At 66.1% G+C, this 15,369-nt stretch carries 17 protein-coding genes; 10 read left to right on the top strand and 7 right to left on the bottom strand.

From position 1 onward, the window contains the following. Positions 1-92 precede the first annotated feature (92 nt). From moaA to ACVW17_RS31235, 3 genes are all read right to left on the bottom strand, one after another. Positions 93-1,127: a GTP 3',8-cyclase MoaA gene (gene moaA / locus ACVW17_RS31245; protein ID WP_456755444.1), complete on the bottom strand. Its 1,035-nt coding sequence runs from the start codon at positions 1,125-1,127 to the stop codon at positions 93-95. 263 nt (positions 1,128-1,390) lie between these two features. After that, positions 1,391-1,885 carry a hypothetical protein gene (locus ACVW17_RS31240; RefSeq protein WP_456755443.1) on the bottom strand — a complete coding sequence of 165 codons (495 nt, stop codon included), beginning with the start codon at positions 1,883-1,885 and terminating at the stop codon, positions 1,391-1,393. Between the two features lie 160 nt (positions 1,886-2,045). Beyond that, positions 2,046-2,726 (bottom strand): HAD hydrolase-like protein, encoded by a 681-nt coding sequence (locus ACVW17_RS31235; RefSeq protein WP_456755442.1) that lies wholly within the window; start codon positions 2,724-2,726, stop codon positions 2,046-2,048. Positions 2,727-2,782: 56 nt separating this feature from the next. Between ACVW17_RS31235 and ACVW17_RS31230 the strand changes: the two genes are divergently transcribed. The 6 genes from ACVW17_RS31230 (at position 2,783) to ACVW17_RS31205 (ending at position 7,297) form a co-directional block, all read left to right on the top strand. Then, positions 2,783-2,905 carry a hypothetical protein gene (locus ACVW17_RS31230; protein WP_456755441.1) on the top strand — a complete coding sequence of 41 codons (123 nt, stop codon included), beginning with the start codon at positions 2,783-2,785 and terminating at the stop codon, positions 2,903-2,905. A gap of 108 nt (positions 2,906-3,013) precedes the next feature. Continuing rightward, the gene (gene rpiA / locus ACVW17_RS31225; RefSeq protein ID WP_456755440.1) at positions 3,014-3,712 is read left to right on the top strand and encodes a ribose-5-phosphate isomerase RpiA; all 699 of its coding nucleotides are present in this window, start codon (positions 3,014-3,016) and stop codon (positions 3,710-3,712) included. A gap of 23 nt (positions 3,713-3,735) precedes the next feature. Beyond that, on the top strand, positions 3,736-4,272 hold the full coding sequence (locus ACVW17_RS31220; protein ID WP_456755439.1) for a DUF2059 domain-containing protein: 537 nt from the start codon (positions 3,736-3,738) through the stop codon (positions 4,270-4,272). 66 nt (positions 4,273-4,338) lie between these two features. After that, positions 4,339-5,724, top strand: a complete 1,386-nt coding sequence (gene gor, locus ACVW17_RS31215) for a glutathione-disulfide reductase (RefSeq protein WP_456755438.1) — start codon at positions 4,339-4,341, stop codon at positions 5,722-5,724. Positions 5,725-5,770: 46 nt separating this feature from the next. Further along, positions 5,771-6,859, top strand: coding sequence for an alpha/beta hydrolase family protein (locus ACVW17_RS31210; protein ID WP_456798243.1), 1,089 nt, complete (start codon positions 5,771-5,773; stop codon positions 6,857-6,859). 249 nt (positions 6,860-7,108) lie between these two features. Further along, positions 7,109-7,297: a DUF2934 domain-containing protein gene (locus tag ACVW17_RS31205; RefSeq protein WP_456755436.1), complete on the top strand. Its 189-nt coding sequence runs from the start codon at positions 7,109-7,111 to the stop codon at positions 7,295-7,297. 237 nt (positions 7,298-7,534) lie between these two features. Here the strand turns inward: ACVW17_RS31205 and ACVW17_RS31200 are convergent, their stop codons facing one another. Then, positions 7,535-7,702 (bottom strand): hypothetical protein, encoded by a 168-nt coding sequence (locus ACVW17_RS31200; RefSeq protein WP_456755435.1) that lies wholly within the window; start codon positions 7,700-7,702, stop codon positions 7,535-7,537. A gap of 73 nt (positions 7,703-7,775) precedes the next feature. Between ACVW17_RS31200 and ACVW17_RS31195 the strand changes: the two genes are divergently transcribed. Continuing rightward, positions 7,776-8,129 (top strand): cupin domain-containing protein, encoded by a 354-nt coding sequence (locus ACVW17_RS31195; RefSeq protein WP_456755434.1) that lies wholly within the window; start codon positions 7,776-7,778, stop codon positions 8,127-8,129. A 690-nt stretch (positions 8,130-8,819) separates the two neighbouring features. Here ACVW17_RS31195 and ACVW17_RS31190 read toward each other — a convergent pair. Next, entirely contained in the window at positions 8,820-9,746 is a 927-nt protein-coding gene (locus ACVW17_RS31190; RefSeq protein WP_456755433.1) for an alpha/beta hydrolase family protein, read from the bottom strand. A gap of 146 nt (positions 9,747-9,892) precedes the next feature. Here ACVW17_RS31190 and ACVW17_RS31185 point away from each other — a divergent pair, with 146 nt between their 5' ends. The 3 genes from ACVW17_RS31185 to ACVW17_RS31175 all read left to right on the top strand — a co-directional run bounded on the left by ACVW17_RS31185 (position 9,893) and on the right by ACVW17_RS31175 (position 13,553). After that, positions 9,893-11,281 (top strand): class II 3-deoxy-7-phosphoheptulonate synthase, encoded by a 1,389-nt coding sequence (locus tag ACVW17_RS31185; RefSeq protein WP_456755432.1) that lies wholly within the window; start codon positions 9,893-9,895, stop codon positions 11,279-11,281. A gap of 24 nt (positions 11,282-11,305) precedes the next feature. Further along, on the top strand, positions 11,306-11,659 hold the full coding sequence (locus ACVW17_RS31180; protein ID WP_456755431.1) for a diacylglycerol kinase: 354 nt from the start codon (positions 11,306-11,308) through the stop codon (positions 11,657-11,659). 142 nt (positions 11,660-11,801) lie between these two features. Next, positions 11,802-13,553 (top strand): NAD+ synthase, encoded by a 1,752-nt coding sequence (locus ACVW17_RS31175; RefSeq protein WP_456755430.1) that lies wholly within the window; start codon positions 11,802-11,804, stop codon positions 13,551-13,553. A 3-nt stretch (positions 13,554-13,556) separates the two neighbouring features. Here ACVW17_RS31175 and ACVW17_RS31170 read toward each other — a convergent pair whose 3' ends face one another. Together ACVW17_RS31170 and ACVW17_RS31165 are read right to left on the bottom strand one after the other, a co-directional pair. Then, positions 13,557-14,729 (bottom strand): DUF2865 domain-containing protein, encoded by a 1,173-nt coding sequence (locus tag ACVW17_RS31170; protein WP_456798242.1) that lies wholly within the window; start codon positions 14,727-14,729, stop codon positions 13,557-13,559. Between the two features lie 143 nt (positions 14,730-14,872). Beyond that, a complete protein-coding gene (locus ACVW17_RS31165) occupies positions 14,873-15,196 on the bottom strand; it encodes a hypothetical protein (RefSeq protein WP_456755428.1) in 324 nt (107 codons plus the stop codon). Positions 15,197-15,369: the final 173 nt, after the last annotated feature.

The raw sequence follows: 15,369 nt of genomic DNA, 5'->3' as shown, positions 1-15,369 counted from the left end.
CGGAAAATGGGCAAATTGACGGCGCGGCAAACCGTTGTCCCGCCTTGGTAAAACGGGAGCGGCAAGGGCATCCGGAAAGCTACGGATGGATGCTAGCCGCCGGTGACGCTCATGTGGCGGCTGACGCTCGGGCGGTTGTGGCGGCGGTCGATGATGAAATCGTGCCCCTTCGGCTTCAGCCCGATGGCGCGGTCGATCGCCGCCGCGAGCAGGTCGTTGTCGGCGGAGGCGCGCAGCGGCCGGCGCAGGTCGGAGGCGTCTTCATGGCCGAGACAGGTGTGCAGCGTGCCGGTGCAGGTGATCCGCACCCGGTTGCAGGACTCGCAGAAATTGTGGGTCATCGGGGTGATGAAGCCGAGCTTGCCGCCGGTCTCGGCGACGGCGACATAGCGGGCAGGGCCGCCGGTGTCGTCGGCGAGGTCGGTCAGCGTGTAGTGCTTCTCGAGCCGCGCGCGCAGCAGCGACAGCGGCACGTACTGATCGATCCGGCCTTCGCCGATGTCGCCCATCGGCATCACCTCGATCAGGGTCAGGCCCATGCCCTTGCCATGCGCCCATTCCATCAGCGCCGGGATCTCGTCCTCGTTCATGTTCTTCAGCGCGACGGCGTTGATCTTGACCGCGAGCCCGGCCGACCGCGCCGCCTCGATGCCCGCCAGCACCTTGTCGATGTCGCCCCAGCGAGTGATGGCCCGGAATTTTGCGCCGTCCAGCGTGTCGAGCGAGACGTTGACGCGGCGTACGCCGCAATCGGCCAATTCCCCGGCGAAGCGGGCGAGCTGCGAGCCGTTGGTGGTCAGCGTCAGTTCGTCGAGCGCGCCGGTGGTCAGATGCCGCGACAGCGAGCGCACCAGGCCCATCACGTTGCGGCGGACCAGCGGCTCGCCGCCGGTGAGGCGGATCTTGCGCACGCCCTTGGCGACGAAGGCCGAGCAGAGCCGGTCGAGCTCTTCCAGCGTCAGCAGATCGGCCTTCGGCAGGAAGGTCATGTCTTCCGACATGCAGTAGAAGCAGCGCAGGTCGCAGCGGTCGGTGACGGAGACGCGCAGGTAACGGATGGTCCGGCCGAACGGATCGGTCATCGGCCGAAACAGCGTGTCAGGATGCGCTTGCGTTGAGACGTTCATTCAACCCGGGCCTTCAACCAAAGTGCTGAAACCAGTTCCCTGCCTGCCGCGCCGTGATCGGCGCCGCGCATTCGCAATCTATGCATGTTGGCACGTTGTCACAATGCGTTCCAAGGGAGGATACGCAACATGCAAAGCCGATCGCAAAGCGATAGGTGAGCCATATCGCGTGATGCATGATCGCAATCGCCGATGTGCCTCCACACAATAGAAAAAACCCGGCTTGCGGCCGGGCTTTTGTGCAGTGCAAATCTCGCGCAGTGCTAGCGCGTCGGTGCCGGCGCGGCGGCCGGCGGCGGTGCCGCACCCGGAGCGGGGAATGCGGAATCCGGAGCGGCGGCAGCGGGAGCCGCGGCGGCAGCCGGCTTCGGCTTCTTCTTTCTCGGGCGCATCGCCTTGTGCGCGCGCGGCGGCGGGCCGGCGGGTTGTAACTCGGCGAACACCGGGCTCGGATCGAGAGTCGTGGTGGCCGGGCTCGTGAAGTCGCCCGGCGTGCGGGTCACGGTCACCGGCACCGTCGCCGGCTGGAACTTCGGCATATTGAAGGTGACAGAGAAGTTGGCCTCCGGCGTCGGGACCGACACGGAGCAGGGCGTCTTGCAGCCCGGTCCGAGCGAGGTCACGGCATCGGCACCCTGCGGCGCCGAGTCCAGTTGCACCTGCATCGGCGGCGGCGCCGACTTGAACGAATCCAATGAGAAGGAGGAGCAGCCGGCCAGGCTCAGCCCGGCGGCCGCGATTACGATGATACGACGCATGATCCACACTCTACTGCGGCAATCAGCCACAATCCCCGCGCCGACCATAGGAGCGTCGGAACAGAGGCGCAACAGGGGGTGGCCCGCTCGTTAAAGGATGGTTAACGGCAAAATCGCATGGCAAAGTATTGCCGAGCGATATCAGCATGTTGCGGAATTGTTATGCCGCGATCAGGGCGGCGACGGCGGCCGGCAGATCGCGCATATGGCTGATCAGCCGGTCGGGCTTCAGCTCGGTCATCGGGACGTCGGTATAGCCGAAGTCGACGCCGATCACCGGGACGCTGGCACGCCGGGCGACCCCGACATCGGGGCCGGCATCGCCGACCATGATGGCGCCGGGCAGCTTTCCACCGGCGCGGGCGACCGTCTCGCGCAGGAACGCCGGGTCGGGCTTGGCGACGCCGAATGTGTCCTGGCCGCAGATCGCGGCAAAGCGCGGCGTCAGGCCAAGCCGGTCGAGCAACAGCTTCGACAGCCATTCCAGCTTGTTGGTGCACACCGCAAAGCGATGGCCCTTGGCGGCGAGCTGGTCGAGCGCGGCTTCGAGCCCGTCGAACGGGCGCGAGCCGTCGGCGATGTGCTCGGCGTAGAAGTCGACGAAATCCTTGGTCAGGCGGTTGAGATCGCCGACGCTGACCGTGCGGCCGTCCACCTCGAGCCCGCGTTCCAGCAGCTTGCGCGCACCGGCGCCGATCATGTTGCGTGCCGCCGCCAGCGGCACCGGCGCCAGGCCCTCGCGGTTGAGCACATAATTGAGCGCACCGATCAGGTCGGGCGCGGTGTCGACCAGCGTGCCGTCGAGATCGAAGACGATGATGGGGGGAGATGAGGCGGGCATGATGCTTTTGGCTATCGGGCCGTGCGCTGCGATGCAAGAGCAGATGCAGGCGTGCCATGAAATTGCCGGGACGCCGCGTTCCCAGCCAGTCCGACATTTTCACCCATCCCGGGATGCGCGCCGAGGGCAAAGAGCTGTTTTCGGCGATTTTGGCCGCGGTGAATGCCGTTTCGGCCTAAAGACCGGTCCGGATGGCGCTATTCCTGCCCGTGAATCGAGGCTAGATATGCGCCCGCCGGGCCGCCCGATGGCGTGCCCGGAACGGACAATTGAGGGGCTATCGGCACGTGAACATGGACGCACTGAAACGCCAGGCGGCGGCGCGCGCGCTCGAAGAGGTGCGCGACGGCATGAAGCTCGGCCTCGGCACCGGCTCGACCGCCAAGCACTTCGTCGAGCTGCTCGGCGACAAGGTGCGCGCAGGCATGAAGGTGATCGGCGTGCCGACCTCGGAGGCGACCCGGGCCGATGCGATCCGCTGCGGCGTGCCGCTGACCACGCTGGACGAGATCGACCATCTCGACCTCACCATCGACGGCGCCGACGAGATCGACCCGGCGCTCAACCTGATCAAGGGCGGCGGCGGCGCGCTGCTGCGCGAGAAGATCGTGGCTGCCGCCAGTGATCGCATGATCGTGATCGCCGACGACAGCAAATGGGTCGACGTGCTCGGCCGCTTTCCGCTGCCGGTCGAGGTGATCCCGTTCGGGCTCGCCGCGACCCAGGCCGCGATGGCGCGGGCGTTCGCGCAAGCCGGCGTGTCCGGCCAAATGATCATCCGCAAGGGCAAGGACGGTCACGCTTTTGTCACCGATGGCGGCCACTGGATCGTCGATGCCCATCTCGGCCGGATCGGCGACCCGCCGCGTCTGGCCGGTCTGCTCAGCGTGATCCCGGGCGTGGTCGAACACGGCCTGTTCATCGGGCTTGGCAGCGTCGCCGTTCTGGCCGGCGCGCAGGGAATTCGGGTTGTTGAACGGCCATGAGGCCGCAAGCAAGGAGACTTGGAATGAAGCGTTTTTCGGGACTTTTGTCGGCAGCGGCCCTGGCGGTCGGACTGGCGCTCGCGACCGCACCGGCGATGGCGCAGCAGCCGCAGCTGCCGCCCATGCCGAAGGTCAAGCAGTCGACCCCCGCGGCGATCGGCTACGCCAAGGAAATCCTGGCGATGAAGAACGTCGCGGTGATGTACAACGGCGCCGTTCCCGGAATCATCGAGAAGACCAAGACCGGTCTCTTGCAGCAGTACCTGAACTACCAGAAGGATCTCGACGAGACGGCGCTGGTCGTCGCCAAGCAGTTCGCGGGCAGCGAGAAGGAGATCGGCGAGGGCATGGCCCAGATCTACGCCGCCGAGTTCACCGAGCAGGAGCTGAAGGATCTCGTCGCGTTCTACAAGACGCCGCTCGGCCAGAAGCTGCTGGTCGCTGAACCCACTGCAATCAACGGATCGCTGCAATATATGCAGCAATGGGCGCAGCAGTTCGGCGTGATCATCAACGGCCAGTTCAAGGCCGAGATGAAGAAGCGCGGCAAGGATATCTGAGAACGATACCTATATGCCTGTGACCTCGCCCCGCTTGCGGGGCGAGGGGAAGAGAGAGGTACTGCCATGGCCGAGTTCGACGTCGACCTGTTTGTCATCGGTGGCGGTTCGGGCGGCGTGCGCGCCGCGCGCATTGCCGCGAACTACGGCGCGAAGGTCATGGTCGCCGAAGAGTACCGGATGGGCGGCACCTGCGTGATCCGCGGCTGCGTGCCGAAGAAGCTGTTCGTGATCGGCAGCCATGTCCACCAGGAGATCGAGGACGCCGCCGGCTTCGGCTGGAGCATCGGCCAGGTCTCGTTCGACTGGGCCACCCTGGTCGCCAACAAGGACAAGGAGATCGCCCGGCTCGAGCGCGCCTACACCACGAATGTCGAGAAGTCCGGCGCCAGGATCGTCAAGACCCGCGCGGTGCTGGAGGATGCCCACACGCTCCGCCTCGCCACCGGCGAGAAGGTGACGGCGAAATACATCCTGATCGCGACCGGCGGCGCGCCCAACCATGGCCCGGCCGTCCCCGGCATCGAGCACGTGATCTCCTCCAACGAGGCATTTCACCTGAAGGAGCTGCCGAAGCGGATCGTGATCCAGGGCGGCGGCTATATCGCGCTGGAATTCGCCGGCATCTTCGCCGGCTTCGGCTCGGACGTGACTGTGATCTACCGCGGCGACAATATCCTGCGCGGCTTCGACGAAGACGTGCGCACGCATGTCCGCGCCGAGATGGAGAAGCGCGGCATCACGATCATCACCGGCTGCACGGTGGTGAAGATCGACAAGCACGGCAAGGATTACACCACGCATCTGTCGAGCGGCTCGAGCATCGCCTCCGACCAGGTGATGTTCGCGATCGGCCGGCATCCCAACGTCGCCAATCTCGGGCTGGAGACGGCCGGCGTCGCCATCAATCCCGCCAATGGCGGCATCCAGGTCGACGGCTGGTCGAAGACCTCGGTCGACAACATCTATGCGGTCGGCGACGTCACCCACCGCACCAACCTGACCCCGGTCGCGATCCGCGAGGGCCATGCCTTCGCCGACACCGTGTTCGGCAAGCGCCCGGTGCAGGTCGACCACGCCACGATCCCGACCGCGGTGTTCTCGCAGCCCGAGGTCGGCACGGTCGGCCTGACGGAGGAAGAGGCGCGGGCGCAGTTTTCCCACGTCGACATCTACAAGGCCGATTTCCGCCCGATCAAGGCGACGATGTCCGGCCGCGACACCCGCGTGCTGATGAAACTCGTGGTAGACGGGGCGAGCGACCGCGTGCTCGGCTGCCACATCGTCGGCGACAGCGCCGCCGAGATCACGCAGGTGGTTGCGATCGCCGTGAAGATGAAGGCGACCAAGGCCGATTTCGACGCCACCGTCGCGCTGCATCCGACCGCCTCCGAAGAGCTGGTGACGATGCGCACGCCCACCGCGCGCCACGTCCGCCAGGCGGCGGAGTAGGGCGCGTCCACCGCGGGGGCGTTTTCGCGCGGCAGAGGAAGGGCAGATGAAGTTTCTGGCGCTGTGGCTGATCTTGCTCGCGGCACCGGACCTCGCATCTGCAGAGGACGCCGTCTTCAAAGTCGGCGTCGCCAAGCGCGACTTCAGTCCTGCCGAGCCCTACGATTGGCGCGGCGCCACGCTGCACGCGCTCCGCGTCACCATCTGGTACCCCGCCGTGGCCGATGCGCGCGAGCAACCGCAATGGATCGGGCCACGCATCATCCCACTCGTCAGCACCGGCAGCGCCGCACCCGATGCGGCGCCGGCGGCGGGGCCCCGCCGCGCGCTGATCCTGTTGTCCCACGGTTTTGGCGGCTCCGCATCCACTCTCGCCTGGTTCGGCGCAGCGCTTGCGGCGCACGGATTCATCGCCGTCGCGGTCAATCACCCCGGCAACAATGGATCCGAACCTACGACGGTCGACGGTTACACGCTGACGTGGTTGCGCGCTGTCGACCTCAGCGCGGTGATCGACGCCATGCGTGCGGACAGCGTCTTCGGCGACCGGATCGATCCGGCGCGGATCGGCGCCGCCGGCCATTCATATGGCGGCTACACCGTGATCGCCATCGCCGGCGGCATCACCGACCCGGAACGCACTCCGGCGTTCTGCCGCTCGCCTGCCGCCGACGCGCTGTGCACGTCGCAGTTGGGCGCTGCAGAGCTGCGCCAGAAGAGCCTGTCACGCCTGGCGACCGACCCCGATTTCCGGCAACGCTACGGTCTTGCCGGCCAGTCCTATCGTGACGAGCGCGTTCGCGCCGTGTTCGCAATGGCGCCGGGGCCCGTGCCTTCGTTCACGCCGGAGAGTCTCGGCGCCATATCGATCCCGGTCGCGGTCGTCGCGGGAAGCGCCGACGAGATCACGCCGCCGGCCTCCGGTGCCGAAGCGCTCGGCAAGGCGGTCCCCCATGCCACGCTCAAGCTGTTTCCGGGCGCAGGCCACTTTGTCTTCTTCGGGACCTGCACCCTGGCAGGGCGCCTGGTGATTGGACGGACCGTATGCCGCGATCCCGACGGGACCGATCGGGATGCGGTTCATGCCGAGTCCGTCAGGCTGGCGGTCGGTTTCTTCACCGCGAATCTGCACTGAACGACCTCGACCGCAGGACGGCGGGTTGCGTCATGCCCGGCCTCGCGCCGGGCGCCCATGTCCTCGTTCCCACGAGAGCGGGGCGTGAGGACAAATTTTACCGTTGCGCGGCGTCAATACAGCATTGCCTTGGCCGCCAAATCCCGCAGAATTGGCGGGCCGGGAAGGGTTATGGCCGTTTGGAACCTTGTGCCGAACCAGAAGTTGATTTTTCAAGCATATGAATTCAACGGATTGAGGGAGCCGCTCATGACAGGCCCAACCGAGCAAGAGATTCGGACCCGCGCCTACGAATTATGGAAGGACGCCGGCGAGCCGCCGGGCCGGATGGACCAGCTCTGGTACCAGGCCGAACGCGAATTGCTGGCGCGCAAGGCCGCCAACGGCGAGGCGCATTGCGATATCAACGGCCATCACAAGGCGACCACGTTCCAGTAAAACGCCGATCGAGATTGATGCAATCAACGGCATGCGATCGCCGCGTCCCGAGGGCGCGGCGATCGCATCTGTGTTGCGAACCCTGCTTTGAGTTCGCGCGCAACCAGCCGCGGTTCGGAACATCTCACTCCCGCCGACATTGATCCCGGTGTCCCGAACGACGGAGGAGAAGAAAATGATCCGACCGATTGCTGTTGCCCTTTCAGTTCTCGTCGCCTCGACGTCCCTCGCTCTGGCTCAGGCCAGCTCGAGCTCCAGCGGCAGTGCAAGCTCCAGCGGCAGTGCGAGCTCAAGCAAGAGTTCGAGCGGTTCCGGCAGCGCCCAGGGCTCGGCCGCCACGACGGGACAGGGGCAAGGCCAGAAGCCGCCGAGCACGACAGACAAGTGATATAGACAAATGATCAAGGAGGCCGCCCGCGTAGCGGCCTCTTTCATTTGTGGTGGCCGCCATCTATCGATGCCAGGCCCGGAGGCATCCATGAACGACGCGATCGATCTTGCACAGAAGCTGTCGACATTCAGCGACCACTGGTCGCCGCGCACCGTGGCGCAATTCAACGCCTGCGACGTCATGGTAGTGAAGGTCGAGGGCGAGTTCGTCTGGCACAAGCACGACGACACCGACGACTTCTTCCTGGTGCTGAAAGGCGTGCTCGACATCGAACTGCGCGACCGCACCGTGACGCTGAAGCCGGGCCAGATGTACATCGTACCGAAGGGCGTCGAGCACCGCCCCGTCGCGCGGGAAGAGGTGCATCTGTTGCTGATCGAGCCGACGGGGACGCCGAACACGGGGGATGCGAAGACGGCGGCGGCGCGGAAGGTGGTGTAAAGCCCCTACAGGAAAGGTTAAATTCCATAACCGGATCAATGCGATCAGCCCTGTCCAGTCCTTGCTAAGAAAATATTCCGCTTGGCGTTTGACCCAACTCAGATGTTCAATATGCGCGTCTCACCCGATCGAGGGGCGCTGCGCATCGTCAGGAGTGTTGCGGTGAGATGCGGTGGACGCCGCTCGCGCACTGACGACGTGCGCGATGCGGCGGACGGCGAAGTCGTGCAGACCTGACGCCCTAGCGGCAGGTGTCTCCCGCGGAACGCGAAAGCGTTTCGCAGCGACGGTGACAAACAAGCCCAGTCTCACCGGGGCGAGCACGTATAAGCCGTAAAACCATCGCGCAGGGAAAGCCGGGTTGTTTCCGGTTACACCTGTGGTCCTACCTCCCGCGTTTTTTATTACGCGGGACCCATGGGTGCGATCGGCACCCGGCTTTCCCTGCGCCCTCTGATTGAAGAGCGGCGAAACGAAATGCAAAAGCTCGGACGATTCATGTCGCGAGAGTGCGAAGCGGCGTCCTCATCCACAACTGTCATCGCCCGCGAAAGCGGGCGATCCAGTATTCCAGAGACAGCCTTTGCTGAATCGATAAGCCGCGGCGTACTGGATCGCCCGGTCGAGCCGGGCGATGACACTGAAGTTGGGGCCGCGTGGGGATGCAACGACGGCGGAGAAGGTTTGCGCTCATCCCTCCGCCTCGAGCCATTCCGCGGCGCCGCGCCACAGCGTGTCGCGGTGCTCGCTGCGGAAGAAGCCGAAATGGCCGATCTTGCTGACGCCGGCGTCCGCGGGTCGGATCGAGACGATCTCAGGCGTGACCGATGTAAACGCGGAGCACAGCAATTCGACCGCGGGCCGCGTCGCCCAGGTGTCGTCGGTGACGCTGAAGGCGCGGAGCTTGCCGTTGAACTTCGCGAAATTCGCGCGCGCCGCGAGCGCGGGATCGTCGAGCAGATAGCGCTCGCGCATCACCCAGCTTCGCCATTGCTCGAACACGCCCCGCGGCAGGTCCATGCCAAGGCCGGCCCAGGCCGGCACGTAGCCGAGCGTGCGCGCCAGCGGCATGCCGATGCCGTTCATGAAGGCGACGACGCGGTAGCGTTCGGGCGAGGCCATCAGTTTCCAATAGGCGGCCTGCGCGGCGATCAGGAGAGCGCGCGGGATCTCGGTGTTGTTGGCCAGCAAGCCAAGCGCCTGGCCGCCGAAGGAATGGCCGACATAGGCGAGCGGCAGATCGCTGTAGCGGTCGCGCATCCAGCTCACCGCGGCGGTGGCGTCGAGCGCGGCCCAGTCAGCCATCGTGGCCTTGAAGCCGGAGAGCGACTTCGGCTTGTTCAAGCCGGTCGCGGCAAGCGGTCTCGAGTCACCGGTGCCGCGGTAGTCATAGGTCAGCACGGCCGCGCCGCGGCGGGCGAGGTAGCCGGCAAAGCCGCGATAGACCTTGCGTGGCACGGCGGTCGCCGAATTGATCAGCACGGCGCGGCGCTTCTTGCCGCGCGGCAGGAACAGCGTCGCGGCGAGCGGATAGCCGTCCGCCGCCGGCACGACGATATCGTCGCTAAAAACGTCGTCCGGCGTGGCCTCGGCCACGGCTATTTGGCTGGCATTCATGGTATGGTCCAGCAAAGGCGAATTCGGTTTTTCTTGCAAGGGCTTGACGGAATTGCCGGAATCCTTCTAGCGGGGGAGCGGGCGGCTGTGTATAAGCCCTGCTTTCCCGGCGATTAAGTCGCGGTTTTTGCTCAGGAGTTGACCTCATGTCCGAGCGGTGGACACCCGATAGCTGGCGCACCAAGAAGGTGCTGCAGGTGCCCGATTATCCCGATGCCAAGGCATTGGCCGATGTCGAGGCCCAGCTCGCGAGCTTTCCGCCGCTGGTGTTCGCGGGCGAGGCGCGCAACCTGAAGAAGGCGCTGGGGCGGGTCGCCGACGGTGAGGCGTTCCTGCTGCAAGGCGGCGACTGCGCCGAGAGCTTTGCCGAGCACGGCGCCAACAACATCCGCGACTTCTTCCGCGTGCTGCTGCAGATGGCCGTGGTCATGACCTATGCCGGCGCGCTGCCGGTGGTGAAGGTCGGCCGCATCGCCGGGCAGTTTGCCAAACCGCGCTCCTCGCCGACCGAGAAGCAGGGCGATGTCGAGCTGCCGAGCTATCGCGGCGACATCGTCAATGACATCGCCTTCACGCCGGAAGCGCGCATTCCCGATCCGCAGCGCCAGCTGATGGCCTATCGGCAGTCGGCGGCGACGCTGAACCTGCTGCGCGCCTTCGCCACCGGCGGTTTCGCCAATCTCGGCAGCGTGCATCAATGGATGCTCGGCTTCCTGAAGGACTCGCCGCAGTCCCGCCGCTACAAGGAGCTCGCCGACCGCATCTCGGACGCGCTGAACTTCATGCGCGCCTGCGGCCTCGACCTCGAGAGCCATCCCGAGCTGCGCGCCACCGATTTCTACACCAGCCACGAGGCGCTGCTGCTCGGCTACGAGCAGGCGATGACGCGGGTCGATTCCACCACCGGCGACTGGTACGCGACATCGGGCCACATGATCTGGATCGGCGATCGCACCCGTCAGCTCGATCACGGCCATGTCGAATATTTCCGCGGCATCAAGAACCCGATCGGCCTGAAATGCGGTCCGTCGCTGAAGCCGGACGAGCTGCTGAAGCTGATCGACGTGCTCAGCCCCGACAACGAGCCGGGACGGCTGACGCTGATCAGCCGGTTCGGCGCCGACAAGGTCGGCGACCATCTGCCGGGCATGATCCGCGCCGTGCAGCGCGAAGGGCGCAAGGTGGTGTGGTCGTGCGATCCGATGCACGGCAACACCATCACCTCGACCTCCGGCTACAAGACGCGGCCGTTCGACCGCGTGCTGGCGGAGGTGAAGTCGTTCTTCCAGATCCATGCGGCCGAGGGCACCCATGCCGGCGGCGTGCATCTGGAGATGACCGGGCAGGACGTCACTGAATGCATCGGCGGCGCGCGCGCCATCACCGACGAGGATCTCAACGACCGCTACCACACGGTGTGCGATCCCCGCCTCAATGCCGAACAGTCGATCGACATGGCCTTCCTGATCGCCGAGCTCTTGAAGCAGGAGCGCGCCGGCAAGGCCAAGCCGATGCCGGCCGCTGCGGGCATGTGATTTGGGACGTGTGGGGGCAGTGACTTGCTGAGGTTCTGGCGAGCCACCATCAACTCGCGCAACGGGCTGGCGTTCGCCATTCGCTCGGAGCAGGCGATCCGCGAAGAGGTGGGGGCGCTGGCGCTGTCGCTGCCGCTGGCGTGGCTGGTCGGCGCCACCGTGATGCGCCGGGTCGAGCTGGTCGCGACCGTGGTGCTGGTGCTGGTGATCGAGCTGCTCAACACCGCAATCGAGAAGCTCGCCGACCGCCTGACCATGGATCACGATCCGCAGATCGGCCGGGTCAAGGACATGGGCTCGGCCGCCGTCGGCGTCGCGCTCATCATGGCCGGGCTGTTCTGGCTGTTCGCGCTCGCCGAACGCCTGGGCGCGTTCTGACCGTGATCCGGAAAAGTGGGAACCGGTTTTCCGATCAGATCATGCTCAAAACGAAAGAACGACGGTCATGGTGCGATTTCTGCAATCGCACCATGACCGAAGGGCCATTGAAGTTTGCTCTTGTGCAGGACAACTTAAGCGGATGAGCGAACAACAGATCAAGATCACCCTGGCGCAACTCAATCCGACGGTCGGTGACGTCACCGGCAACGCCGCGAAAGCGCGTGCTGCGCGCGAGAAAGCCAAGGCCGACGGCGCCGACCTCGTGGTGCTGTCGGAGCTGTTCATCGCCGGCTATCCGCCGGAGGATCTGGTGCTCAAGCCGGCGTTCCAGTCGGCCTGCCGTGCGGCGGTCGAGGAACTGGCGCGCGAGACCGCCGATGGCGGCCCGGCTGTTCTGATCGGCACGCCTTGGGTCGAGGACGGCAAGCTCTACAATGCCTGCGCGCTGCTCGACGGCGGGCGCATCGCGGCGCTGCGCTTCAAGGCCAATCTGCCGAATTACGGCGTGTTCGACGAGAAGCGGCTGTTCGCCCGCGGCCCGGCGCCGGGCCCGGTGACCGTGCGCGGCGTGCGCATCGGCGTGCCGATCTGCGAGGACATCTGGCTCGAGGAATCCGAGGACTACGAGAACGTCGTCGAGTGCCTCGCCGAGACCGGCGCCGAGATCCTGGTGGTGCCGAACGGCTCGCCCTATGCCCGCGACAAGGCCGATCTCCGGCTCTCGATCGTGGTGGCGCGCGTCACCGAAAGCGGGCTGCCGCTGGTCTATCTCAACGAAGTCGGCGGCCAGGACGAGCTGATCTTCGACGGCGCCTCGTTCGCCCTGAATGCCGATCTGTCAGTGGCGGCGCAGTTGCCGGCGTTCGAGGAGAACATCACGACGCTGACCTGGCGCAAGACCGCGGATGGCTGGCGCTGCTCCGGGCCGACCACGCCGCAGCTCGAGGGAGACAAGGCCGATTATGCGGCCTGCGTGCTCGGCCTGCGCGACTATGTCCGCAAAAACGGTTTTCCCGGCGTGCTGCTCGGCGTCTCCGGCGGTATCGACTCGGCGCTGTGCGCGGCGATCGCGGTCGATGCGCTCGGCGCCGACAAGGTGCGCGGCGTGATGCTGCCGTTCCGCTACACCGCGCAGGTCTCGCTCGACGATGCCGCCAAGCTCGCCGCCGCGCTCGGCATCCGCTACGAGATCCTGCCGATTGCCGATGCCGTGAACGGCTTCGAGACGATCCTGGCGCCGGTGTTCAAGGGGCTGGAGCGCGACATCACCGAGGAGAATTTGCAGGCGCGCGCCCGCGGCACGCTGCTGATGGCGATCTCCAACAAGACCGGCGCCATGGTGGTGACCACAGGCAACAAGTCGGAAATGTCGGTCGGCTACGCCACGCTGTACGGCGACATGAACGGCGGCTTCAACCCGATCAAGGACATCTACAAGACCGAGGTGTTCCGCCTGTCGAGCCTGCGCAATGCCTGGAAGCCGGACGGCGCGCTCGGGCCGTCGGGCGAGGTGATCCCGGTCAACATCATCATCCGGCCGCCGACCGCGGAATTGCGCGAGAACCAGACCGACCAGGATTCGCTGCCGCCCTACGACGTGCTGGACGCAATCCTGGAGCGTCTCGTCGAGCGCGAGGAGCCGCTTGCGACCATCATCGCAGCCGGCTTTGAGCCTGATGTCGTGACCCGCATCGATCGCCTGCTCAACATCGCCGAATACAAGCGGCGGCAGGCGGCGCCGGGCGTGAAGGTGACGCGCAAGAATTTCGGCCGCGACCGCCGCTATCCCATCACCAACCGCTTCCGCGATTTCGGCAAGGCACTGCCGACGCCCGATGACAAGCTGGTGACGCGCACCTCGCGTGCGTCGGCGGAGGCGTTTGAGGGGTAACCTTTACTGCTTCTTCTGCTGGATGAAGGTCGGGCCGACGGTGCGGATCTGGCCGTCGCTCGCGGGCGCGGCCGGGGCCGGCGCCGTGGCGTCAGCGGCAGCCGGCTGCTGAGCGGCGGCTGCAGGCGCGCCCTTCTTGCCGGCGGCGGCCTTGGTCTGCGCGCGCTGCTGCATCTTCCGCGCGCTCTCCTCGGTGACGATGATGTCGCCCTGCTGCGCGGCGGACGCCTGATCGTCGACCGCCTTCAGCGCCTCGGCCCAGCTCTGGCCGGCCGCCCGGCAGGAGCACGACGGATTGAACTCGGTGCGGTACTTGAAGGCGTTCGGCAGCGACGAGTAGGACTGGCCGTTGATCGAGACCGCCTGGTTGATGTCCTCGCCGGGATTCCGATAGGCGAACAGGCTGGCCTCCGTGGCCGGGCACTGCGCCTTGCAGATCTGCTCGTCGGCGGCGAAGCGCGCCTGGCTGGTCGCAAACGAGATCGGGAAATAGGCGCCGTCGCAGGTGCGGACGCAGACGGTGCGGAAGGTGCCGGACTGCGCGCCATATTGCGGGTCGGGCGGGGGCAGCTGGCTGTTCGGATTGCCGCCGCCACCGCCACCGCCGCCGAACAGGTTCTCGAGGAAGTTGCCCGGGCCGCGCGATGCGGCCGCGGCGTATTGCGGGCCGCAATTGTTCTGCGCCAGTGCGGTCAGCACCGAGCGGCGCTGGTTCTCGCGGTCGGCGCCGCCGAGCCCGCCGGAGCGCAGCCGCTCCAGATTGGCGGTCATCTGGTCGAGATTGGCGCGCATCTGCTGGATCTGGTTGTTGACCGGACCGCACTGCGCCGAATTGTTGTTGAAGAGGGACAGGAAGCCGGAGCTGTCGCAGCCCATGCGCCGCGCCTGCGCCGTCACCCGATCGAGCTCACCCTGCTGGCGGGTCGCCGCGTCCTGGTAGCGTCGGATCTGCTCGTCCCGTGCCGGATCGCCGCTGCCGCCGCCGCGATCGATCGCCGCCAGCTGGCCCTCGAGCCGGCTGCACATCGGGTTGGCCTGCGGCGCGCCTTGCGGCGCCGGGCCGGGCGGGCCCGGGGGCACCTGCGCCAGCGCATCCGTGGCGGGCAGGGCGATGCCGGCCAGCACGGCGCAAGTCAGAAACCAGGGGGAGAAGCGAGAACGCGAGCGATTGGGCATATCCGGCCATTAAAACGACGCCGCCCGGCGATCAACGCCAAAGCGCGCAGGCAAGGCCGCTGCAATAGCGGTTTCTCGGGGCAGCGTCACGTCGTTTCCGGGGCGCCGGTGTGGCAGTAACCCCGTTTATCCAGCGGCTTGGCTTAGCGCTGGCAGGTGATGGCGACGTATTCACCGCAAGCATTGCCGCTGCATTTCTCGTTTGCGGCGTGCGGAACCGCGCCGGTGATCTCGTCGGGATCGACGCGGCGGTAATTGGTGGCCTGCGCAAAATCGCGTGAGCGGCAATAGGCGCGGGCGGCGGAGGCGCCGCAGCGGTCGCCACGGGCCAGGCACTGGTCGATGCCGTAGCCGTCGGCCTGGTTGGCGACGATGAAGACGCGGCTGTCGGCCAGCGCGGCCGAGGGGGCAAGGAAGGACGGGACAGCGAAGAGCGTGCAGGCAATCAATGCTGAAATCGGCCGCATGGTGCACCAGTGAAATGGCGGGGGATCCGCTGGTCTTCCGGTACGCCCAAATCCTTAATAATGATTAACCATGAGGGCATTGGCGTGATTTTGCTGGGCGGGCGGCCGTAATGGGCTCCAAAACAGCCCCTTGACGCGATGGAGGGGTCATGAGACACGGTGGAACCATGAAC

This window comes from Bradyrhizobium sp. USDA 4473 (assembly GCF_054063335.1).
The sequence above is the reverse complement of the archived record's forward strand: the minus strand, read 5'-3'. Positions and strand labels throughout refer to the sequence as shown.